19 protein-coding genes are annotated in these 25,728 nt (G+C 26.6%); all 19 read left to right on the top strand.

Annotated elements, in window-relative coordinates; all coding sequences use genetic code 4:
* The first annotated feature begins 2 nt into the window (after positions 1-2).
* The 19 genes from AAHM77_RS01540 (at position 3) to AAHM77_RS01450 (ending at position 25,722) form a co-directional block, all read left to right on the top strand.
* Positions 3-1,670 carry a 1-deoxy-D-xylulose-5-phosphate synthase N-terminal domain-containing protein gene (locus AAHM77_RS01540; RefSeq protein WP_342252381.1) on the top strand — a complete coding sequence of 556 codons (1,668 nt, stop codon included), beginning with the start codon at positions 3-5 and terminating at the stop codon, positions 1,668-1,670.
* A gap of 50 nt (positions 1,671-1,720) precedes the next feature.
* Positions 1,721-2,077 carry a 30S ribosome-binding factor RbfA gene (rbfA, locus tag AAHM77_RS01535; protein WP_342252380.1) on the top strand — a complete coding sequence of 119 codons (357 nt, stop codon included), beginning with the start codon at positions 1,721-1,723 and terminating at the stop codon, positions 2,075-2,077.
* A 56-nt stretch (positions 2,078-2,133) separates the two neighbouring features.
* Positions 2,134-6,207 carry an ABC transporter permease gene (locus tag AAHM77_RS01530; protein WP_342252379.1) on the top strand — a complete coding sequence of 1,358 codons (4,074 nt, stop codon included), beginning with the start codon at positions 2,134-2,136 and terminating at the stop codon, positions 6,205-6,207.
* Positions 6,208-6,247: 40 nt separating this feature from the next.
* A complete protein-coding gene (locus tag AAHM77_RS01525) occupies positions 6,248-6,802 on the top strand; it encodes a DJ-1 family glyoxalase III (RefSeq protein ID WP_342252378.1) in 555 nt (184 codons plus the stop codon).
* Positions 6,803-6,860: 58 nt separating this feature from the next.
* A complete protein-coding gene (gene ruvA / locus AAHM77_RS01520) occupies positions 6,861-7,412 on the top strand; it encodes a Holliday junction branch migration protein RuvA (protein WP_342252377.1) in 552 nt (183 codons plus the stop codon).
* Positions 7,412-8,341, top strand: coding sequence for a Holliday junction branch migration DNA helicase RuvB (gene ruvB / locus AAHM77_RS01515; protein ID WP_342252376.1), 930 nt, complete (start codon positions 7,412-7,414; stop codon positions 8,339-8,341). Before ruvA ends, ruvB begins: the two co-directional genes overlap by 1 nt.
* A 94-nt stretch (positions 8,342-8,435) precedes the next feature.
* On the top strand, positions 8,436-8,675 hold the full coding sequence (locus AAHM77_RS01510; protein WP_342252375.1) for a hypothetical protein: 240 nt from the start codon (positions 8,436-8,438) through the stop codon (positions 8,673-8,675).
* An 86-nt stretch (positions 8,676-8,761) separates the two neighbouring features.
* Positions 8,762-12,538 (top strand): hypothetical protein, encoded by a 3,777-nt coding sequence (locus AAHM77_RS01505; protein WP_342252374.1) that lies wholly within the window; start codon positions 8,762-8,764, stop codon positions 12,536-12,538.
* Between the two features lie 29 nt (positions 12,539-12,567).
* On the top strand, positions 12,568-13,080 hold the full coding sequence (locus AAHM77_RS01500) for an adenine phosphoribosyltransferase (RefSeq protein WP_342252373.1): 513 nt from the start codon (positions 12,568-12,570) through the stop codon (positions 13,078-13,080).
* Between the two features lie 31 nt (positions 13,081-13,111).
* Positions 13,112-15,334 (top strand): RelA/SpoT family protein, encoded by a 2,223-nt coding sequence (locus tag AAHM77_RS01495; RefSeq protein WP_342252372.1) that lies wholly within the window; start codon positions 13,112-13,114, stop codon positions 15,332-15,334.
* Positions 15,335-15,435: 101 nt separating this feature from the next.
* Positions 15,436-16,224, top strand: a complete 789-nt coding sequence (locus tag AAHM77_RS01490) for a hypothetical protein (protein WP_342252371.1) — start codon at positions 15,436-15,438, stop codon at positions 16,222-16,224.
* A 23-nt stretch (positions 16,225-16,247) separates the two neighbouring features.
* On the top strand, positions 16,248-17,465 hold the full coding sequence (scm1, locus tag AAHM77_RS01485; RefSeq protein WP_342252370.1) for a motility-associated protein Scm1: 1,218 nt from the start codon (positions 16,248-16,250) through the stop codon (positions 17,463-17,465).
* A gap of 54 nt (positions 17,466-17,519) precedes the next feature.
* Positions 17,520-20,258: an alanine--tRNA ligase gene (gene alaS / locus AAHM77_RS01480; RefSeq protein WP_342252369.1), complete on the top strand. Its 2,739-nt coding sequence runs from the start codon at positions 17,520-17,522 to the stop codon at positions 20,256-20,258.
* Positions 20,258-20,674, top strand: a complete 417-nt coding sequence (gene ruvX / locus AAHM77_RS01475) for a Holliday junction resolvase RuvX (RefSeq protein ID WP_342252368.1) — start codon at positions 20,258-20,260, stop codon at positions 20,672-20,674. The genes alaS and ruvX overlap by 1 nt, the downstream gene beginning before the upstream one ends.
* A 56-nt stretch (positions 20,675-20,730) precedes the next feature.
* On the top strand, positions 20,731-21,207 hold the full coding sequence (greA, locus tag AAHM77_RS01470) for a transcription elongation factor GreA (RefSeq protein WP_342252367.1): 477 nt from the start codon (positions 20,731-20,733) through the stop codon (positions 21,205-21,207).
* A gap of 203 nt (positions 21,208-21,410) precedes the next feature.
* Positions 21,411-23,618 (top strand): hypothetical protein, encoded by a 2,208-nt coding sequence (locus AAHM77_RS01465; RefSeq protein WP_342252366.1) that lies wholly within the window; start codon positions 21,411-21,413, stop codon positions 23,616-23,618.
* A gap of 70 nt (positions 23,619-23,688) precedes the next feature.
* The gene (locus tag AAHM77_RS01460) at positions 23,689-24,045 is read left to right on the top strand and encodes a hypothetical protein (RefSeq protein ID WP_342252365.1); all 357 of its coding nucleotides are present in this window, start codon (positions 23,689-23,691) and stop codon (positions 24,043-24,045) included.
* Positions 23,984-24,793 carry a TlyA family RNA methyltransferase gene (locus AAHM77_RS01455; RefSeq protein WP_342252364.1) on the top strand — a complete coding sequence of 270 codons (810 nt, stop codon included), beginning with the start codon at positions 23,984-23,986 and terminating at the stop codon, positions 24,791-24,793. Before AAHM77_RS01460 ends, AAHM77_RS01455 begins: the two co-directional genes overlap by 62 nt.
* Before the next feature lie 62 nt (positions 24,794-24,855).
* Positions 24,856-25,722, top strand: coding sequence for a hypothetical protein (locus AAHM77_RS01450; RefSeq protein WP_342252363.1), 867 nt, complete (start codon positions 24,856-24,858; stop codon positions 25,720-25,722).
* Positions 25,723-25,728: the final 6 nt, after the last annotated feature.

Here is a 25,728-nt window from a genome sequence, read left to right as displayed (position 1 = left end):
CCATGAATTATAAGGATTATAAAAATCAAAAAGATTTAATTCATTTAAAAACTCAGGATTTAAAATTGTTAGCAGAAGATATTAAAAAGGAACTAATAAAAATTTGTTATGAAAATAACGCACACCTTGGAAGTAATTTAGGTGTTTTAGAGTTAACTATTAGTTTATTAAAAACCTTTGATTTAGATGAAAATAATAAAATATTTTTTGATACCGGTCATATGTCATATATATATAAAATGCTAACAGATAGAAAAGATAAGTTTAATTTAATTAAGAAACAAAATGGAATCAGCGGCTTTCCAGAGTTTAATGAAAGTAAATATGATTATTTTTCTGCAGGACATTCAGGAACAGCGTTAAGCACAGCAATTGGCTATAGTTTTGATTCACAAGTTAAAAATTTAATTGTGATAATAGGGGATATGTCTTTTTTTAACTCAATCAATTTAGCTAGTCTGAATTATTTATCAATGAACCCAATTAATAATTTAACCATTGTAGTTAATGATAACCAAATGGGAATAGACCAATTTAAAAGCGTTATACAGAAAAAAGGTAATTTAAAAAAAATTTCGCAAGCTTTTAATTTAAATTATTTTGGTCCTTATGACGGCCATAATTTTTTAGATTTAAAAAAAGTTTGAATGTTACCGAAAGTATCGAATAAATTAATTCATTTAAAAACCATAAAAGGAAATGGTTTAAATGTAAAAGCGTCGCCCACTAATTTTCATAAAGTGAGTTTAAAAAATGAGAACTTTGAATTAAAACCATGTTTTTTAGTTAACAGTTATTTATTGGATATTTTTAAAAACATAAAATTTTATGTTTTAAATGCAGGAATGACATCGCCGTTGTGTTTGACCAGTTTTTATAAAAAATATCCTAATTACGCGATCGATACTGGAATGAATGAAGAGGGATTATTTTTAATTGCATCAGGATTAATTTTAAATAATCAAAAAGTAGTTATTGCAATTTATTCTACTTTTTTGCAAAGATGTTATGACCAATTGGTCCATGATATTGTTCGTAATCAATTAAACCCATTAATTTTAATTGATCGAGCAGGTTTAGCTTTTAACGATGGAGTGAGTCACCATGGTATTTATGATGTTGCCTTATTAAAATCAATTAGCAATCAAATTATCATTTGCCAACCATCTACTCAATTAGAACTAAAAAAATTAATGACTTTAGGAATGCATAACAAAAAATATCCCTTTGTAATTAGATATAACAATGAAGATTTGCCTCTTAACAGCACTTCTCAGATTCAATCGATTGGTGATTTTATCTTATTAATTAAGAACACCGCCAATAAAAAAGTCTTGATTACTTTCGGTCCTAGTGTTCTTGAAGGTAAAAAAATTATTGAAAGTAATAATTTAAAATACGATTTAATAAATGCTGTGTTCATTAGTAATCACAATATTAAATTATTTAATTTTCTTATTAACAGTCATTATAAAAAAGTTATTTTTTATGAACCTATTTTAAATAATGTGGGAATAGGCAGCGATTTTCTTAAATTTTTAAAAAATAAAACACATAATCACAAAATAGAAATTTATACCTTTGAAAATAATCATATTTGTCACGGTGATGTTGAAACTATATTGCTTCAAAATAATATGTCATTAAAAAACATTTTACTAAGTGATTAATTTTCAAAATAATTTATATTAGGTATAATTAAAGAAAAAGGAGTGTGCATATGAATAATTCAGTGAAACATGATAGATTACAATCATTAATAACAAGAGACCTTATTTTAATAATGCAACGTGAAATTAAAAATGAGATTGTTAATGCGCTCACAGTGCATGAAGTAAGATTATCTGGAGACAATAGCATCGCCAAAATTTATTTTTCATTTTTGCCCACTAACGGTTCTAATACTTTGGAAGTAATAAAAAAGGAATTAGAAAAATGTCGTAAAATAATTCGCGCAAAATTAGCAAGTAAAATTCAAATTCGCAAATGCCCGGATTTAGTTTTTAAATATGATGAAAGCTTTGATGCCGCAAAACGTATTGAAGATATTTTAGAAAAAAATAAAACTGAAAATTAATTTTAGAATATGTTATAATTAGACTAGTATGTTTAATATTAATTGGGTGTTAAAGTATGAATAATAAAAATAAAGTTTCTGAATTTGATAATAGTGATATTAAAAATAAAGGCCAAAAAGCCAATCGTAATTTTTTTAAATTATTATCTAAAAATAATTTAAAAACAATGTCTGGTTCAAAAGCTCAATTATCAGGTCTAATATTATTAACATTATTATTAACAATTGTTTTTTCTATTTTTTCAGCAACTTCTGTGAGGATTGACGGTTCTTTAAAAGCTCTAAATGAATCTTCTAATCTTCATGATGTAATGGTTGACTATTACGATACAACACTAAACAATCCAGTTGATTTTGTCTATAGTGATTCAAATAACGCTAATGCTAGTGGTGAAAACTGAGATTATTCTGATAATGAACAAGCGCTTTTGCTAAAATATGAAGATACATATAATTATTCTTTTGATCGTTTGGAATCAAGAACTTTTACTGTGGGTGATGATGAAAAAATATTAAAAATATTTTCTTATACACCGACACAACAAATAGATAAAATGTTAATGACTAAAGGACAATGATATTATGATGATAATAATAATTTAGAAACTTATCAAATTGTTTTAAATGAAGAATTTGCAAAAAATAATGATATTAAAATTGGCGATGTTATCAGAATCATACCAGATGATAAGGGTTCAAATTTAAAAGCAGTAGATAATAATTTTAAAAATTACAATGACTTTATAAATTGAAAAAACACATCTGATTATAAAGAAAACAATGTTTTTATGGTGAGTGGATTTGGTGTAAGTGCTAATATGTCTACTCCTATAATTGATCAAACTACTGTTATTCCGGATAAAAAAAATGACTGTGTAGCATACACACCATATGAAAATTTTGGGTTATCACAACAAAGCAATGGTATTTGAGAATACGATATAGCGAAAGATATATTCACTGTCAGTTCACAAGCGAACCAAGAAATTAGTTATGCTCTTGATTTTCATGATTCTAACTACACAAATGACTTGTCGGGTTTAAACAACACTATTAAACAACATTTTACTAATAATAATAATCATAATAGTGATATTGCTTTTGATGTCAATGATTCTAGTTATAGATTTAGTTCTAGAACTTCAACTATTGTGTCAACAATGAACACCTTTATTATGTCATTATTGATCTTTATGTTATCGTTAGGAATCATTACCATTTTTGCATTAGTTATTGTTATTAAAAAGCGAATTCAAAAACAAAGTAAACAATTAGGTGTTTTGAAATCATTAGGTGTGTCTAATAAAAGTTTAATGGCTCCCTTTGTGATGTACCCGTTAATTATTAGTTTAATATCTGGGACGATTGGATATATTATTGGTTCTATTTTACAAGTTCCAGTAGTTTATGCTTTTTCAAATTATTTTAATTTAGATTTCGGGAGTTATTATTTTGATTTTATTAGTTTCTTAGTTGATATATTCGGATTATTTTTATTATTATATATTTTTGTTAACTTAGTTGTTTTCATATATTTACAAAAAGATGTAATTAAATTAATTAAAACAGCCGAAATAGTGTCTTTCGGTAGTGTTCCTAGAAAAATTAAAGGGCTTTTTGTAAAGACCAAATTCAAAACTCGCTTTAAAGTTAGTGTATTTTCGAGTTCGCTTGGTAAGATGTCAGCAGTTTCAGTGACTATGTTATTAGGGACGTTATTGATGTCAATTTCTGTCGTGTTCCCAAAAATATTATCCGATAATTTAACAAAATCATATGATGGAATTAACTATAAAACCTTAACTGAATACACCGACCCTGTATGGAATATACCAACAACTTACTATAAAACATATGATCCAGATAATGTGGTTCATCCTTATGATCCTAACACAGATCCAGAACCAGATCCAAATTGGAATACGATTTTAAACCGTCAGACCAATGAATCGATTTTGAATGATTTATATGATCAAACTCAATCTGCTCAATATTTTACAGCAAATGTTGATTACAGTAAGATTCTAGCTAATTCGTTGTTTCCAGGTACAATTTCAAATCTACAGTGAAAAATTTTATCAAAGGACTTTTTATCTAGTTTAGATGGTATGTCAACATTACCAGCGGTTGCTTATATTACAATATCAATGGCTTGACCTGATTATGCAAATTTTAATACTAATGTCAGTTCCACTAAAGGCATAACATCACCATCGATCAGATCATATACTAAACAAGACTGGGTTTCTGTAATTGAAGGTTTATCTGGTGATGAGTTAAATAATTTGTATGATACATACCGTAATTTTTACATTAAATATCGCAATACAATAAATATGTCTGTTAATGAAAAATTTACAGATTTAAACACTGATGAATCAAAAAATCCTGATATTTCAAGTGGTGATTTAAAATGAGGAAAAATAAGTAGCATTTCAGATCCGGATTTGTTCCATTATAAATTTGATATTGATGATCATCACTTAGATGACGCTGATGATCAAAAAGTTATCACTAGTTCAGCTGATGATTTAAGTGAATCTGAAAAAAAAGAATTATCAATTAAAATGATGGCATGATATATGTATACTTTTGACTCTAGAGCAGGAGTGGGGGTATTGATGGGGACATATTCAAGGTCACCTTATTTTGTCCAACAAAATATTTTATCTGCTTTTAATGATGACAATAAAGAATTTAATATTTCTTTTGGAGTTAATCCATTTAATCCAGATACTGATTATTTGGGCACAAAATTAAATACATCATATCAAGACTTTAATTTTTCAACATATGGAATTGATTCTGATTTTGATATGATCACTTTAAAAGATCAGCAGGGCAATGACATTCAAAATAATTTAAATTTAGAAGATCCTTTAGATCCTAATGCAAATGTTTATCCTATTATTATTAATCAATCTTTGGCTAAAAAATTTAGTTTAACCAAAGGTTCAAAAATTGATTTAAGTTATTCTGTTGAAAATGCAGTAGATAATGACAAAGATATCGATCCTACAGATTTTGCTTTCGCTCCTACTTTTGAGGTAAATGAAAATTATTTAAATCAGTCTGAAGATTGAAATAATTATCAATATAATGGAAATTATATTTATAATGCTGGAACAACAGGTGCCGATCCAAGCCAAGCTTATGATAATTTTTCTGACGGAACATGAAAAATAGAAAATCAAAATAAAAAACAACAATTTGAAGTTGTTGGAATTGCTGATTTTTACGGTGAACCATCAGCATATATCAGTGATGATGTAGCCAATCATTTGTTGAAATATGATAATTCAGAATCTCAACAATCCTTATATGATATTTTTCGTCATAGTTTATTAAACGGAGATGTAAGTAGTTGAACCGATAAAGATCTTGATTCAGATAATAATGCTGCGATGGTCGCTATTAATACAAATGATCAATTATCAGATTTAATTAATGCTGCAAGTACTGGTGACCCAGGGGCTGTAAGAGCATTGGATATGTTCCATTCAGAATTCCCGATATATAATTATAAGATGTCCAAAAATGATGAACTAGTCGATATAACACAAGGAATATCTACAACCTCACCTTTCGGAGATGATTCAGCCACTGGTTTAAATGGTTATTATGAAGCAGATTTAACTTATAAGGCTGGTTATGGTATGTCCAGTTACACAACGTTAATGCCGGTTTATGGTGAAAAAATGATTTTAAATCAAATTACACAATTAATTGATATTGTTTTATTTGTATTTGGGTTAGTCTCCTTATTTATTTCTGTAGTTATTATTATGTTGTCAACCAATTTGATTATTAGTGAAAATAAACGACAAATTATTTCTTTAAAAGTTTTAGGTTATAAAAATTGAGAAATTGCCGACATTTTAATGGGCGTCTACCCGCCGATAATGATTATTATGTTTTTAATTGGATTTCCTATTGCATGATTTTTAATTGAATTGGTAGTAGGCCAATTGGCTGTATCGAGTTCTTTCATTCTACCTTTATTTTTCAGTTGGTGATTGCCAGTTGTGGTCTTCTTAATTATCTGTTTTATCTTTTTTGCAACTTTAATTTTTTCAATTTTAGACTTAAGGAAGGCAGAAGTTACCAAATATATTAATTTTGAAAATTAAAAAATATATCAAATATTTTATATTTAAAAGGAGTATTATTTTGAAATTTGCAATATTTTTAGCACCAGGATTTGAAGAAAGCGAAGCTATTATTACTTACGATATTTTAAAACGCGGTGATCAGGAAGTTGAATTAGTTAATATAGAAAATAAATCAACAGTAATTTCAGCACACCAAGTAGAAATAAAAACTACTATGAAATTATCAGATTTAAAGTTTGAAAATTTTGATGGTTTTGTTTTACCTGGCGGAATTGATGGGGTCAAAAATTTAAGTAAAAACAAGTTGGTTCGAGAATTAATTTCCCGCGCTAATCAAGAGCAAAAAATCATTGGCGCTATTTGTGCAGCTCCATTATTATTATCAGAAATGGGTATATTAGATGAACGTGAAATAGTAGCACATCCATCAGTTGTTGAACAATTGGACAAAAAAATCACTATCGATCATAATTCAGCAGCAATAACTGATGGTCATATTGTAACGGGCGCTTCAGTGGGGTCTTCATTCAATTTCGCTTTAGCACTTGCAGATTTCGCTCTAGAGACAGATCAAATTTTAACTTTAAGAGAATCGTTAGAAATTCGTGACTAAATTTATAGAAAAGGATTTATTTACCCTGAATTGAAATTAATTATAAGGGGTGATAAAAGTGATTAGTTATTTATCGGGAAGAGTAATAAAAATTAATAATAAAACAGCTATTATTAGAACTAATAATGTTGGTTTTGAAGTTCAAGTAGTAGATTCTAAACAAGAATTGTCAATTTTGCAAGATGTTAATTTATATATTTATAATGTCTTTGTAGATAACAATTCTTTTTTATTTTTAGGTTTTTTTAATTTGGAATCCAAAATGATGTTTTCACATTTTTTAGATATTCCAGGAATTGGTTTAAAAAAAGCAATAAATATTTTAAATAAATACACACCATTTGAAATATTGAATATTATTCGTGATAAACAAATAAATAAATTAGAAGATATCCAAGGTTTAAGAAATAATGATATTCATGCGATTGTTGAAAAATTAGATAAATTATATTTTAAAGTTAAATATAACAATGTTCAAAAAAGTACTATAGAATGTCTGAAAAAATTAGGTTTTAATTCTAAAGATATTTATCAATCTATGAACAGTTTGCCAAAAAGTAACGATCTAAATTTATATTTAAAATCTGTAATACAAGGAATAAAAGAATAATGTTAAATAATTTTTCGCAATTTATTGGTCAGGATTTATTTAAGTCAAGAGTTTCTTTGTCCATAGAAGCAGCAAAATTAAAAAATAAGGCGTTACCACATTTATTAATTTCTGGGAGTAGCGGAATTGGAAAAACCACATTTGCAGAACTTGTTGCTAAATCAATTGGAGGTGATTATCAAATATTGCACGGTCCTAATCTCCAAAAACCATCTGATATAATAGGAGTATTAACTAAATTAAAATTAAGGTCTATTCTTTTTATAGATGAGATTCATGCTATAAGCAAAGAGGTTGAAGAAACTCTATATCCCGTACTCTCAGAAAATAAATTAAACATGGTTATTGGCAAAGAATATAATACTAAAAATATTATTATTGATTTACCAAGTTTTACTTTGATTGGTGCAACAACCTTGCTTTATAAATTATCAACACCATTGTTAAATAGATTTGTTAGTGTTTTTCATTTTCAAGATTATGAATTTAAAGACATGCTGAAAATTATTGCCCAATTATTTGAATTAAAAAATATTGCAATTGATAATGAAACATTAAAATATTTGGTGCCATATACTAGATTCAATCCTAGAGTTGCAAATAATTTGGTTGTACAATTAGAAGATTATTGCTTGGTTTATAATTTAAAACAATTAAATCTTAATAGCGCTCAACAAATCTTAAAATTTTTAAATATTTTTCCTGACGGATTAATGGTTGTTGAATATCAGTATTTAAAGTATATTTTTCAAAACAGTAAAGATTATGTTTTAGGACTTAACACAATCACTAATTATTTAAATGAGCCTGTTAATAATATTTTAGAAATAATCGAACCTTATTTGTTGAGAAGTAATTATTTAATAAAAACTTCAAAGGGTCGTAAATTGACTTCAAAAGCTATCAAACTATTAAAAAATCCAATTTAATTTTAAATATTTAAAAAAAACAATTATTTTATTTAATTTTTTATTTTTTATGGTTAAATATTTTTATAAGTATTAATTTCAATGGGTGTAAAAAATGAGTTTTAATAATTGCTTGCTGACTAAAGATGAATTATTTTTATTTATTAACAAAATGTTGGAATTAAAATTAATTAATTTATATAGGATGGATGTTAAAATCAATCTCAATCAGTTATCTGAATATCTTTTAAATGTAGTTTTAAAAGATAAAATCATTTATGATACCAGTGAAGCAGCATACTACATTCATAACATTAAATCTTTAGATGTTTTAAATTATTTTAATAATAATTAATATATTTTATTTTTAATTTTGCTATAATCTAATGTATTGAATATAAATATTTTTAATTATTTAAGTTATTCTTAAAAGGAAAATTTATGGCTAAAAATTTAACAAATAATGAAACAAAAAAACTTAAAGTTAATATAGAGCCATCTAATAATTCCAAACAAAAAATTACTGGTTCAGTTGATTTAAAATTAAACGACAAAAATTATGGAAATAAAAAGAAAAAAATTTGATTACAATTATTGGTAATTTTTTTGGTAATTGGTAGTTTACTGGTCGGAATTTCTTTAGAAACATCTTACGACATAAAACACACTAAATTCACAGAAGAATTTTCTTCTAACATTAATATGCAGGTTTCTGTATCACAATTAGATTTAAGTGATGATGAACAAGAAGTTTCACTAGATGATAAAATGTATATTTTACGTAATCGTATTGATCCTTTGAATAATCAGAACATTTATATACAAGAAAGAACTGGTACACGACAAAATCATGATGTTGAAGAATTTTATTTATCTGTAGATTATTCAAGTAATGAGTATTTACATAATTTAATAAATGCTGTATCAGGTTCAGGTTCAGTTACAATTCTTGATCAAGATGGTAATGATTGTGCAATACCAAGGGATCAACCAACTACAAAAATAGGATTAAACAGTATTTTTTCAAGTGTGCATGCAACTGTCGATGATCAACAAAGACCTACAGTTTATTTAGAACCGGGCGATGGATGGAATGATACAGTGATTGGCGATGACTCATCAGCTTCATCACCAACTAAATTATTTTTTATTTCCAACATAGGTCAATTAATTAATGAGTTACGTGGTGATTTTTGACGTTATGATGCTTATTCTGGTGATGTCTATAAAGAATATGAATTAATAGTTGATGATTTTTTTCATGGTGCAGTTTGACCGCGGGCAAATACTGCACAAAAAAATTGATTAGAAAATCAATTTTTGAAATATAGCATCACTGATAAAGAAGGAAATGTTATAGTTCGGAACGGTAATTTATGGACTTTTACTATTAGTGAACTGCAAACAATTTTTGAATATGGTCCTGAATGTTTTGAATGAACCGGTAATCATGCTAAATATAATACCGAAGATCATGTTGATGATTTAATTTTAGAGGCGAATCCAACTGATGGATTAATTCCAGATAAAGAAACTGACTATTTACAACCGTTTTTTGAACCACTAACAAATATTTTTGATATTACCAATGATTTTGGCGGTAATGAAGAAACTACTCAATTTTTTAAAAGTTACTATTTAAATTATGATGATGTAATGTCCGATGATTTTGATGTGGACAGTGCATATCAATTTCCTGTCGATAGTCAGGCGACAGCACTATCAATAACTTCTATGATCTTAGGTGGTATAGCTAATTTAAATTATAATATAGATTCAGTTAAAATTGTTCCTTCTGTTATTAATTCAGCAACTTCAAAAGCATTAGGAATTATTACCATTATTGCTTTTGGGTTTTATTTTATTTATTTAATTGTTTTTTATCGTTTACAAGGATTAGTTTTGTCTTTGTCAACATTTTTTTATTTAGGATTTATTTTATTGATAGCTACAATTATTGGTTCATCTTTAGGACTAGTTTCTTTGATAAGCATCATTATTCCATTTTTCATTATTGAAACAGGGATGCTCTTTTTACTCAATCGATATAAACGAGAGAGGTATGTCGAATCACTGTTGCCAAATATTTCTTTAAAAATCGCTGTTAAGAAAAATTTACCCTTTATTTTAGACTCTGTTGCAATTATGGCCTTATTTGGTTTTGCTCTATTTTGATGTTCTAAAGGTATTTTCAACATTTTTTCTGTGTACTTAATATTATCAACGTTATTAGGTGCTCTGTTTGTTTTATTCTTAACAATTTTATTTATTTATTTATTTAACAAAATGAATATTTTTAATAATTATTCATTTTTAGATGTGTGAAATTCAAAAACATTTATCAAAAATAAAGCATATGATGTAGAGATTCCGAAATTTAATTTTGCCAAGGATTCAGAAAACATTTATTCTTTAGATAAAGCTTTAGATCAAACAGAACAAATTCCGATTGAACAAATTATTGAAACTAAGGATATAGCTTTAGAACAAGATAAAATTAAAAAGAATTCTAAAACAAAAAATAAAAAACCAAAAAATAAAAGCAATAAATCCAAAGATAATAAAAAGATTAGTTTAGATTGTTTGATCGAAGATGAAGAAGAGTTAGAAATTATTGAACCTGTCAATGATGAAGATGTTTTAGATTCTGAAGAAAAAAATGTTTTAACTAAAACAGATGAAAAGAATTACGGTGATTCAAAAAATAAAACAGATAATGAATCAAACCATAAATTATCATTGAATGAACAAAAAAATAACTCTAAAAAAGAAACCAAAAAGAAAATCAAAAAATCAAAAAACTCTAAATTACCTTTAAAATTAAGAATTAAATCATATTTTATGATTGAACATGACACAGAAAAATTAGCTAATGGTCAACCTAAAATTAGATTTAATTGATACAAAATGTCTAATTTAATTCCCATTCTCGTTGTTTTTTTAATAGCTATTGCAGGTATCATGTTTGCGTGCAATGCTGTTAAAATAGATGATTCATTACTTCCGGGAACTAATTTTGTTTTCGCACAAAACACTGCAAATCCTGCTGTTGATTTTGATGATTTTCCAGAAATAATTCAAGAACAAATGGATCATTATAATGAATTTGATCATGTTATTTTTAGTTGTAATTCTGTAGGGGATACATATGAAATCGTTACAAATATTAGTTCTAATCGTGAGGCTAGGCACTTTAAAGAAAATGTTTTAGTCGGCACTGTTGTGCAAGTGAGTGATGCGGTTGACATGCTACATACCACTCCGCAGTTAGAATGAGACTATTTGATTGATGTTGTAATTGCATTGGCAATTACTTTGGCAATTATTTTTATTTATGTTCTATTTAGATTGGATTGATCATACTTTATCACCATTTTTATTGTAGCGATTTCTGTTCTATTCTTAACAATCTCATTATCAATGATATTACAATTATCAATAACATTTAGTGTGGTTGTTGCATTCTTGGCTTCGATTTTGTTTTCATTTTCTTATTCTGTTTTAGTCTCTTCAAGGTTAAATCAATTTAGAAAGAATTTTGATAAAGAAGATTACAATAGTTTTTTTAAAGATGCATATGAATATAAAACAGAAATTAAGACTGCAAAAAATTCTATTAAAAGAATCAAACGAAAAGAACTGAAAATTAGAATTAAAGATTTTATGGTTAAAAATAATGAACCAACAAAGAAAGAATTTATTAAAAATATTAAAAAACAGTATGCTCTTGAAATGTCTCGAAAAGAATTAAAATTAAAAATCAAAACAGAATGGAAAAATAAACCAAAGTTAGATTTTAAAAAATTAAAAAAAGATATTAAAATAAAATGAAATGAAGGAATTACGGCAGAATTTATTGTAAGTCAAAAAGAAAAAATTAAAAATATTAAAAAAGAATATTATGTGCGTGATCAAAATAAAAATTTATTGTATAAAACAGCTAATTTAACAATTAGAAATTTATTGTGATTTAATATCGGAATTTCTATTTTGTTTACAGTTGTATTTATCGGAATGGCATTATTCTTTTTCTTCTCTTTATTCTTCTCTTTATTGATCGGTTTATTGTTATCGATTTGATTACCATTCATTTTAGGGATTCCGATCTGGGTAAGGTTAGAAAAAATTCGTTCTTTAAACAATGTAAAATTAAATAAATATTTAGATCGTAATAGAACTAAAATTGACGAAGAAGAAGTTAAGGGAGTCAATGATTAAGTCATTGTGCTTAGAAGGTTATAATTAAAATGGATTTAAAACAATATATTATTGATGTAAAAGATTTTCCGAAAAAAGATATTTTATTTAAAGATATAACACCTTTATTAAAAGATGCCGCAGCATTTAAAAATGTGGTTGAACAAATGATTGATTTTGCTAAAAAAGTTGGTGCCAATGTAATTGTTTCACCAGAAGCTAGAGGTTTTATTTTTGGTACAGCAGTTAGTTATGGGGCAAATATTGGTTTTGTACCATGTCGTAAACCTAATAAATTACCAAGAGAAGTATATAGTGTGAAATTTGATTTAGAATATAACAAAACTATTTTAGAGATTCACAAAGATTCATTAGATAAAAATTCAAAAATTTTAGTAGTTGATGATGTTTTGGCGACCGGTGGTACTGCGCAAGCGATTGTTGATTTAGCTCAAAAAACTGGTTCTAAAATTGTTGGTTTTTCATTTTTAATTGATTTAAAATTTTTAAAAGGTAAAGAGCTGATTAAAAATTATGATATTCAAACATTAATTGAATATTAATGAACTAAACTATCGGATAGGTAATAGATAAATGGATTTTGAAAAAGTTTTTAATAAAATCAAAAAATATATTAGTGATAAATCAACATTAGATTTGATTGAAGAATCATATATTTATGCCGAAAAACAACACCGAGGTCAAAAGAGAAAATCTGGTGAAGACTTTATAATCCACCCATTATGAACAACATATCGTTTAGCATCCTGAAACATGGGTAAGAACACATTAATCGCCGGAATGTTGCACGATGTATTAGAAGATACACCGTCAACAGAAAAAGAAATTAAGGAAAAATTTGGGGAAGAAGTTTATAATTTGATTTATTCTGTCACTAAAGTTTCGTATTTTGCAAAAGAAAATCGTACTCAAATTAAAGCCCAATATTTAAGAAAATTATATCTGTCATTATCTAAAGATATTAGAGTAATTATTATTAAATTAGCAGATCGTTTGCACAATGTTAACACACTGCAAGCTTTGCCGATAGAAAAACAAAGAATCATCGCAAAAGAAAGTTTGGAAATCTATTCAGCAATCGCACATCGTTTAGGAATGACAGCTATCAAGAACGAATTAGAAGATTTATGTTTTAAAATTTTAGAACCAGAGGAATACAACCGTATTATTCATTCTTTAGAATTGTCAAATCAGCAATTTAATCTTGTTTTAGATAGTATTATTAAAAAAATTGAAACTGCCTTATCGGAAAAAAATATGCAGTTTAAAGTTTTAGGACGCACTAAATCAATTTACTCTATTTATAGAAAAACTATTAAATACGCCAAAAACTTTGAAGATATTCATGATATTTTAGCAGTCAGAATTATAACTAATAATGTAGATGAGTGTTACGCGGTATTAGGTATTGTGCACTCTTTATTCAGTCCATTGCAAAAACGTTTTAAAGATTACATTGCAGTACCAAAAAATAATTTATATAAATCAATCCACACAACATTAGTTACAGAAATTGGAATTATTTTTGAAATGCAAATTCGTACCAAAGAAATGGATGATTTTGCAGAGCACGGAATCGCTTCACATTGAAGATACAAAGAAGGCGAAGTTTTTGATCTTTCAAAAAAACAAAAAGATATCGATGAACGTTTAAATATTTTCCAAGGGATTCAAGAATTAGAGACTTCATCTAATGAATATTATGCAGATGAAAAAGAACCGACTGAATTAATAGAATCAGCCATTAAAAACGATATATTTAGTGCGTTAGTTTATGCTTTAACACCAGAAGGGAAAGTTGTGACACTACCTTCGGGTTCAACAATTTTAGATTTTGCATATAAAATTCATTCTGAAATTGGTGAAAAAACAATTGGTGCAAAAATAAATGGTGCCTTTTCTTCATTATCGACGGTAGTTAAATCAGGTGATGTTGTAGAAGTGAAAACTGCAACACATCAACACCCTAATCACTCTTGAATGCTAATCGCTAAAACCTCTAGTGCTAAAAATAAAATTAAAAAATATTTACGTAAAGAACAAAATTTAATTGTCATCAATGATGATAAAAATAATTTGAAAAATATCAAATTAGTTAAAGAACAGATTTCAAAATATATATCAGAGCATAATTTACCTGATAAAATGATTGATGAAAAACGTCAAAAAAATATTTTAAATCGCTTGGGATATAACAATTTAGATATTTTTTTATTAGATGTACAAAACGGAAAATATTCAATACGTGAAGCGGTTAAACTGTTATACATTAATAAATCACAAAATGATTCAAAATTAATTAATTACTTCTTGAACAAAGAGGCTATCAATGTTAATTTGGGCGATAATAAAATTTTAGTGCAGGATGAATATGGGATTCGGACTAAAATTTCTAGTTGTTGTCGACCAGTGCCAAATGAGCAGATAATAGGTTATGTCTCAAGATATGGATTGATCAAAGTGCATCGAGTTAATTGTAAAAATTTAATCAACGATTCGATGCAAGAAAGAAAAATTGAAGTTAGTTGAAATATAAATGTAGGTAGCAAAATTGGTTACGAAACATTAATTGGCATTAATGCTTTAGACCGACCTGGATTAATAACTGAAATTACTAAAATCTTTAGTAATTTAAATGTAGAAATTCGTAAAATGAAAGCTTCAGTTGTAAACGAAGAATTCAGAGTTAAAATCATGATGTTGGCACAATTAAATGATAAACAACAACTAGACCATCTTTTAAAATCACTCCGTAGTTTGTCAAATATTATTAGCGCAGAACGGGAATATGCCTAGTTTTTAAGTCTGCATACAGTAGATTTAAAATATTTTGTTAAATATGTTATAATTAAATAAAGTATATTTTGTTATTTATAACAAACTGAAGGGTGTTAGTAATGAAAAAGGATTTGTATAAATTGGGTGTAGAAAAATTTGTTTCTTTAAATCCAGATAAAATATTAAAACAGTCTCGTGAAGATTCTGAGTATATTTTTGATTTTGAAACATGAAGAACATTATTGTTCACTTCTGGAAAAATGAAATTTATTTGGAAATATATTCAAGGTGTTTTTAAATGATTGGGGAAAGTAACTGATCTTTCGGATATAGAAATTTCAATCAGCCCTATCATTACTGATAAATTTAATTTCTCTCTGTATAACACTAAAGAAGATTTGCATATTTTTAATTGTAGTTTGCAGACTAATTTTTTCTTAATTCATGAAAATGAATGAAGCGATAAGATTGTTGAAGTACACAGTTCTAACACTTGTATTGAGAAAGGTGTTGTTAAAAATACCGCTATTTTTAATTATTGAAAAGAAGCTGAAGGGTTCGAGCAGTTTGTTAACTTATTGTTAATGGTTATAAGAAAACCTGATAAATTTACTGATTTACCAATTCAATGAAATGTAGAATTTAAAGATCGAAAATTGGATATTTCTCGTGTTAGAATGCAAATTAATTCTTTGAAAAGTACAAAAAAACCAGAAATAAATCCATTTTTATTTGCTAATGATGAAGAAATTACTTCTTTGCCAAAAGATGATGGTCCAGAAGTTTATCCAGAAAAAGTGATGAAGCGTCCGCGTTCTATTATGAAAGATGATATTCCTTTGAAGAAAACCAATTATTCTCCAGAAGATATTAGAGTATTTATGAATAAATATTATCAAGAAGATTAAGAATATTAACGGTGTAATTTTATATGAATAAACAAAAAAGTTTTTTAGTTGGATTATTTGTAATTTTTCTATTTTTTTTAATTTTCCCCTTGGCACAATATAAGGGTTTAAACGAATCTTTTCAAAATAGTAATTGAATATCTGATATTTCAAATATCTATACAACAGGATTTCAAATACACCCAACCAATTTATTTCAATTTTTAAATGTTACTTTTGGTCTTTCCTGTGGTGTGGGCGTATTTTTTAATACGATAGGTAACGTTTCATTAAATTTCTTTATCGTTAGTTTATATTTTATTTCTCCAATTTTAGGGACAATATTGTTTTTTTGTTTAACATATTATACTTTTAAGTTATTTTTTAAAAAAATGCCTGAATGAAAAACCAAAAGATTAAATCAATTCAGTACTGTTCTATGTTTAATCGGTGGGATTTTAGCATTATTGTCCTTATTTTTAGGTTTGATTTTTATTTATTCTAATGATTTAAGTTCTTTATTTTTAGATTATAAAAATAAAGTCTATGTTTACAACAATGCACTCGACCAGTATTTGTTCGGAACTCAACAAGTAGCGCCTAATTCTATGAACTTTTTAACAACTACTTTATTTAATGATGGGGTCAATGGTTTATTGAACTCAGATGAATGCACCAACTTATTTAAAGTAGGTACTGTACTACTAATTTTCATAACTCCAATTTTATTTTTCATTTTTGCAATTTCATCTTTGATTAAATTAGTTTCTTATTTAAATTTAAGATATGATGGTCGATATTCTGGATTAAGATCTAGGTTAAAAAATTGGTTATTATTTACAGATATTGCCTCTTCTCGCGAATTGCGTAAACGTTTATTTAGTAATGCTGCATTTTGAATAAGTGGTTTATCATTTACTGTGGCAATGATTTTCCCAGCATTGGTTCCAAATACGGATATGAATCGTACCGAAATTATTTTATTTTCGTTTTCTATTATTTTATTTTTTTTATCATTTACACCAATTTTTTATATGATTGTTAAATTGAAACAAATGAAATCTTTTGCATATAATTTAATTATTTTCATCCAAATTTTATCTTGGATTATATTAACTTTTATTTGACAAATTATATTATGAATTTTATATGGTGGAATAATCAATAATTATCCGATGATTTTTGGTTCAATTATGTTAATGCTATTCTCTATAACATCTATTATTTCATTTTCATGATTGGTTTATTCTAGAAAAAGATAATTAATGGGTTTTGTGCTATAATTTTTCTATTGTATTTTTACATATAGGAGTCTTATGAAAAAGTTATCTTCTAATCAAATCAGAAATATGTGATTAACTTTTTTTAAATCAAAAGAACACTTTATATTACCTTCAGCATCACTAATTCCGGTCAACGATCCTTCATTATTGTGAATTAATTCTGGTGTGGCGACTTTAAAACCTTTTTTTGAAGGTGTGGTAACGCCGCCCTCAAAAAAATTAGTTAATGTTCAAAAAGCACTTCGTACAAATGATATCGAAAATGTCGGAAAAACAGCTCGCCATCACACTCTATTTGAAATGATGGGTAATTTTTCTATTGGTGATTATTTTAAAAAAGATGCGTTAATTTACGCTTGAGAATTCTTAACTTCTAAAAAATGATTAGAATTACCGATTGAAAAATTATATTTTACAATTTTTAAAGAAGATAAAGAAACTTACCAAATTTTGAAAGAACAGTTAAAAATTTCTGAAGACCATATTATTCATGGTGGAAAAGAAACAAATTTTTGAGAAATAGGCCAAGGCCCATGTGGACCTAATGCTGAAATTTTTTATGATCGTGGTGTAAAATTTGATCCTAAAAAACAAGGTTTGGAATTACTAAAAAAAGATATTGAAAATGATCGATATATTGAAATTTGAAATATTGTATTTTCAGAATTTAATAATGATGGGTTTGGTAATTACACTAAATTGCCTCAAAAAAACATTGATACTGGAGCTGGATTAGAACGAATAGTTTCTATTGTACAAAATACATTTAGTAATTTTGAAACTGACTTATTTTTACCTATTATCGATGAAGTTTGTAGGTTGTCAACCAATAGTGTTCAATACAATTTTGATAATAATGAACACCCAAATAATATCGCCTTAAAAGTTATCGCCGACCACATTAGGGCTGTTTGTTTCGCTATTGCTGACGGAGTATTCCCTGGAAATAAAGATCAGGGTTATGTCATTAGAAAATTAATACGTCGTGCTATTTTTTACGCAAACAAGTTAGGTTTTACAGAACCTACATTATTTAAATTAGTACCAACCATTTGTACAATATTGGTTGATTACTATCCTGATTTAAAAAAAGAAGAAAAGATATTAATTGAAACTATTAAAAATGAAGAAAATAGTTATTGGAAAATGCTAACTGATGCTATGGTTGTGTTGGAAGATATGATCATTAAACATAAAAAAATTTCTGCAAAAAATGCTTTAACATTGTTTGAGTCATACGGTTGTCCGATTGATTTTATAGTTGAATATGCTACTTCTAAAAAAATAAAAGTTGATATTAAAGGTTTTGAAAAATTATTAGAAGATACTAAAAATTTAGCTCGTAAATCTCGTAAAAAAACTGAAGGATTAAAAATTCAAAAAGATACTTTTTTAAATTTAAATTTAATTACTGATTTTGTTGGTTATGACATAAATATAGTTGATAAAGCTAAGATCATCTTTATTGCAGACTCAAATTACAATAAAGTATCAGAACTTAAAAATGCAGAAGGATTTATAATATTGGATAAAACACCCTTTTACGCCACTAGTGGAGGGCAAAGATATGATGATGGTACAATTAGTGGTAAAAATTTTGTCGCTCAAATATTAAATGTCACTAAAGGACCTAATGGTGAGCATATTCACCAAATTAGAGTAGAAGGTAAGATTTCATTGTCAGATTGTGTTAAAGCTGAAATAAATTATGCACAAAGGCAACAATCTATGAGAAATCATTCAGGGACTCACTTATTACATTCAGCTGTTCGCGTAATATTAGGAAATAATGTAAAACAAATCGGTTCTTATAATGATTATAAAAAATTGAGATTGGATATTTCATACAATGGTGCTGTAACTGAAAAACAGATTATTCAAATTGAAAATTTAGTTAATCAAAAAATTCAAGAAAATATTTCTTCTGAATGCTTTTATACTGATTACAAAACTGCAATTGATAAATATAATGCACTTGCCTTTTTTGGTGAAAAATATTTAGAAAAAGTAAGAGTTGTAAAATTTGGTGATTTTTCATGTGAACTATGTGGTGGTACTCATTGTGAAAATACAAAGAATATAGAAAAATTCATGATTACCAATTATGAATCGAAGGGTAGTGGTAGTTATCGAATTTATGCTTTAACTTCAAATGAAACTATTCAAGAATATTTAGCATTAGAAATAAAAAATCGTGTTCAAAAATATTATCCAAAAATTCAGGCTTTTTATGACGCTAATCAACAATACTTAGTTAATTCTAATATGAAAAAATTGCTTGCCGTAACTAGTGAAAAAAACTTTAGAGATTTAACAGAAGTAGATGAGCATTTAAAAAAATTAAATGAAGAATTTGTGAGTTATCAAAAACAAGTTGTCGACGTTATTGCCAAGAATTTATTAAAAAATATTGAGATTGATTTAAATAAAAATAAAAAATTGGTGCTTCAAAACATCATTAATCCTAACCCAGAATGACTAAATATCTCTAAAATTTTTAGTGTTATTTCAGATTATTTAATTAACAAATATTCAAAAATCAATATTTGTTTAATTAGTCCGACATTATCAGGTGAATTTAAGTGTTTGTTATCTTCTAATGTGGCAAACGCTAATATTGGGAAGTTTATAAAAACACAACTTATAAAAAATCAGGATTTTGCCTTTAAAGGTGGCGGTAATAATAAATTTGGCCAAGGTGTAATTACTACCAATTTAGATCACAAACAATTATTAATGATATTAGAAAATAAATTTAAAGAAGTTATTTAATGAAAAATTATTTAGGTATTGATTTAGGTACAAAAACAATAGGGTTAGCAAAATCAAAAGGTATAATTTCCACTGCTTATATTACAATTCGTTTCCCAGAACATCAATTTTCTGTGGCATTGAAATTTTTAGAAGACGTTATTAAGAAAGATAACATAACTTATTTGGTAATAGGATATCCGATAAATATGGATGGAACAGTGGGTTACCGTGCTCAAATGGTTGATGAATTTGTAGAATTAATAAAAAACAAAATGACAATTAATATAGATAAAATTGATGAACGTTTAACTTCAAAGATGGCCAATAACATTATGTTAGAGGCTAATTTATCACGACAAAAGAGAAAACAATCAAAAGACGCACTAGCTGCTCAAATAATTTTAGAAACATTTTTACAGCAAAAAAATAAATAAAAGTTGCTTTTTAGGTTATAATTCAATTAGTTTATGTTTTTATGTAAGGAGCAACCATGAAAAATAATGATGAAATTTTACTATCGAAAGATGGTTTAAAGAAATTAGAAAAAGAATTAAATCACTTAATCCAAGTTGAAAGACCCAAAGTTATCGAAGAGTTAAAAGAAGCTCGCGCACAAGGTGATTTATCTGAAAACGCTGATTATGATGCCGCTAGAAACCGTCAGGCAGAGGTTGAAGGAAAAATTAAAGAAATTGAAAGTTTCTTTAAAAAAGCAAAAGTTATCAAAGATTCCAAAGTTAAGAAAGATGAAGTTAAACTTGGTAGTTTGGTGGAATTTAAAAATTTAAAGAATAATAATATTTATACATTTAAAATCTTAGGAGCAATCGAAGCAGATACATTTGAAAATTCAATTTCCAATGAGTCACCAGTTGCTAAAGCAATGCTAGGCCATAAAACTGGAGATGTTGTGATTGTTGGTGAAATTGAATCATCTTATAAAATTGAAATTTTATCAATTAAATAATTTTAAAAAAGAAATAAATAATTGTTTATTTCTTTTTTTATTTATTGTATAATTTGAAAGTAAATTAGTCCATTTCGGTAATAATTTATTTTGATAGGTATAAAAATAGCAAATCGGGTCTTATAAACACATTGAAAATATTTTTATTTTATAGTCTTTATTTTAGACCTCTTTTGTATTTATTTTATGAAAGGGTCATTAGTATGAGTAGCAATAATGTAAAAGAAATTAACAATCCAATAGTTGTTCTTCCAGAACAAGCAATAATTAATAAAACAACTAAATTAGCAACAATAATTAAAACCGATGACAACAATGAACAAGATCAAATAAAAACAAAAGTTAATAAAAAACTTTTTCTTTCTATTTTTTGTATTGTTTTAATTATCAGTTCCTTAATTGTATCAGGTTGCTTTTATTTATTCAGGAACACAAATAATTTAAATAATATTAATTCAGCAGATTTTAAAAAAGCTATGTCACAGTCAACATTTAATGCAATGGATAGTGAAGCAGATAATTTAGAGTTGATTGAGTCTTCTGTAAATAGTGGTTTATGTTCTGAATTTGAAGATAATAGTATTAAACAAACTGTTGATTACAAATTATTTATTAATGACTTTGAAATTAATGAAACTGTTATCCAAAGTTTGAATAGTCAAGATGATACGTTGTCTGATTCATTTGATGATTCAATGACTTATTTAAAAAATGGTGATAATATAATTCGAATCGAAGGTATCTCTTCAAAAGTGATTGGTGAAATTGACGATTGCGTGATTACACTTACACCTCAATTTGTTTTAGACAGTTTGCATTATCAAGATGCTTCAAATATGGTTAATTATGAACCTGATAGGGATTCCTTAGTCTTTGCTTATCATTATATAGATGGAGGCATTTGTGATATATATAAAAGTTTTACAGAAGAATTTAGAGATTATTTACAGGGAGAAGTTTCACTATATGCCACTCAAGCCAACTCAAATGGCGGTAATGTTGACGATAGTGTTTTAACTGATGAAATAATGAGTGACATTTCTTATTATGATTCAAATGGAAACAAATTTGATCCAAGTAGTTCAAATGCCAATGATAATCCATTTGTGTATAATGAAAATGAAAATTCACCATATTATCAAAATATTGAAGCTAACATTAATTCTAATGGTTGAGACGGTGATTTTGTTGGTGATTTAAATATTAACATTGAAATTGCGCCTCAAGTTGATTTAAGTGCATTACAAGATAATCAAAGTTCTTTCTTTAAAACAATTTACTTGAACAAAGAGCAAACTCGTAGTGGTTTTCAAGATATGGTTGAAAGTCTAAATAATCAGTTTATGGATGATTTATCAGATGATATAGATGCAACAATGAATTATGGACCTTTATCCTCTTCTTTTAATTTTTCGACATCAGATTTAATTTTTAAAAAACCAAAAGATGGGAATCTTTTTACACCATCAGATAATCAAAATGATATAAATGCATCAAATTATTACAATAATGGAATATTAAATTTTTCTTTACATCCTAAATCATTATTTGATAACAGCGATAGTGAACATGTTTCAAGCGATAATGAATATGTTCCAACAGACATTTCATTATTTTACAACGATTTAAATGTTACTGATTATCAATTATTTTATATTCACCCTCAATTTGATCTTTCTCTTTGCGATACTTCATATGTTGCATCAATCAATTATGCTGTACCAGATAGAAGTGATTTTGATTCTGAAAAAAAATTAATCGATCAAATTCAAGAAGACATCTGATCATCTATTTTAAATTCAGCAACTTTGGATGTAGCTCAAAAAATATCAACCCCTAATGGGATGGATGACCATATAATTTTGAATTTTTTAAACAAACTAACTAAGGATAAAATATGCATCGATACATCTAGTATTTATAATACACAAACTTCACCTAATCCTGTAATAGAACCAGGAACATATAGTGTGCCAGTTACAGTAAAACCTTCTTCTATTGGAAGCAAAGATATTTCATCATTTAAGGGTGAACAAACATTTACAGTCAATATTTTGGATTCAACTGTAGACTTAAATCAAATTGATGCTGAATGAATTCAGGAATATTCAGGTGACCCTAGCAGAGATACTAATGGTTATAGTACTGATAATTGGACAGAAGAAATTTTAAATAATGTAGTTGAATATGTAAATCATGAACTTTCAAATTCAAATATTTCTGATGTTGATGATTTTAATAATGATGACCTTTATGCAAAATATTTGTATCAATATGATGATTATTTTACAATAAATGTATATATACACTCTGATGCAGAATGAGCTTATGGAGATAAGCATTTTACAATACAAGTACATGGACAAAATAATGATAAACATTATGATGGTACAACAATCAATATGAAATAATATAATAAATTTTCAATATTTAAAAAAGACCTATAAAACGGTCTTTTTTAAATATTAGATGAGGTATTGAATGAAAAAAAATGCTGATATTTTTGCTAACTGGATAGATGCTGATAATGCGCAGGTTGTTTCTAAAAAAGATAATGATAAAATTCAATCAAATAAAATAATCGTTAGTAATAATTTAAAAGTTAATCAAATTCAAAGAACAATTAAAGATTCTCAAGTTATAGTTGATGATTTTATAAATTATGGTGATTATTATTTGCAAACTAACTACAAGTTAAATTATGAACATGAAAAACAAATTGATAATTTTAGAAATCATGTAGAATCATTATATTTTTTAAAGAAAGATGATGAAAATGAAAAAAACAAGAATCGACAAGTTGTGCATCGAAAAGGGTTTAGTTGAATCAAGAAGTAAAGTTCAATCTTTAATAATGGAAAATAAAGTTTTGGTCAATGAAGTCCCAATTTTAAAAGCATCTGAATTAGTCGACATAGATGCTTTGATCAGAATTAAAGATAATACACAACAATTCATTTCTCGAGGAGGTTTAAAATTAGATAAAGCCTTAAAACAATTCGGGATAAAAGTTAAAGATAAAATTTGCATGGATATTGGATCATCTACTGGTGGTTTTACGGATTGTTTATTACAAAATGGTGCAAAACAAGTGGTTGCTATAGATGTAGGCACTAATCAATTAGATTACAAGTTAAGAATAGATAAAAGAGTTGTTGTTAAAGAAAAAACTAATTTTCGTAATTTAATTTTTACAGATTTAAATCATCAATTTGATTTTATATGTTGTGATGTTTCTTTTATTTCTTTGAAACATATTATCCCTAACGCTAATTTATTTTTAAAGGATGGTCAGAGCGCTGTCTTTTTAGTAAAACCACAATTTGAGTCCGATAAGGAAGATGTTCGTAAAGGAAAAATTAATTCTAAAGAATTACATTTGAAAGCCTTAAATCGTGTGTTTGAATTTTTTAATAATAATAATTTTAATGTTGAACAATTAACTTATTCTCCTGTGTTAGGTAATAAAAAAAAGAATATTGAATTTATTTGCGCAGTTCGTAAAACTAAGCAAATTAAGCAATTTTCAATTAATCAAATTAATGAAGTTATCGAAAAATCTTGATCAATGTTATTGAAAAAATAGTTCTAAAAGTAAAAAAAATGTATAATTATACAGATTTAAGACCCCGATGGAGTTATAAAAATATGGCATACAATAATCAAAATAAAGTAAAAGCATTTTTAACAGAAAAACATATTTATAATAGTAATAAAAATTATAATTCTAGTGATATAAATATCTTCACTAATGATGATAATCAAAAAAACAGGGTTTCAAAAGAAGAAACTCGATATAAATTTAATAAATATAATTTTCAAAATAATAGTACAATTCAAAATCAATTAAAATTAAATAAAAATTATAAAATCATTAACCTTAAGGTAAATGATGTTGAATATGAAACACGTCAATACACAAACATTTCAACCCTAACTAACATTCAAAAATTAAAAATTGAAAAAATGTTGTCTGTTGAAAAAAATGATACAGAATATAATGAGTTAAAAGATAATGGTGATTTCGATTTTAATCCTGAAATTAATGACAATGTTATTTCAAAAGCTGTTTATGATAATTTAAGTGAAGTGTTATCGAATGATTGCATAACAGAAAAAAGTAATCTTAATTATTCAGAAAAATTAGAAAGAGATGAAGTTCAAGAACGAGTGATGGAAATTGCGAGTAATTATGTCGATATTGAACAAAATAATTCAAAAAATCAAACTGAAGAAACACCTAAAAGTTTAGTTTCAATTATCAATAAAGCTAAAGAATTGAATGCTAAAACTAAAAATCATAACTTTTTTGACATTGAAAATTTAACAATTCAACAACGTATTGAATTACGAAACTTGGCAATTAAAAATCCTGAAGATCCATTGTACCGTAAATTATTGACTCATAAATTATCTTTGGCAGGAACTTTTCCTAATTTAAGAAAAGAAATTGATAAAAGAAAAAAACAATTAATTGAACAAAATTCAAAAATTTCTAATAAGAATAATTGTTAACAAGTA

It is taken from the genome of Spiroplasma endosymbiont of Amphibalanus improvisus (assembly GCF_964030645.1).
Taxonomy (GTDB): Bacteria; Bacillota_I; Bacilli_A; order Mycoplasmatales; family Mycoplasmataceae; genus CAXIPX01.
Note: the sequence above shows the minus strand (reverse complement) of the source record. Positions and strands in the feature narration are given on the sequence as shown.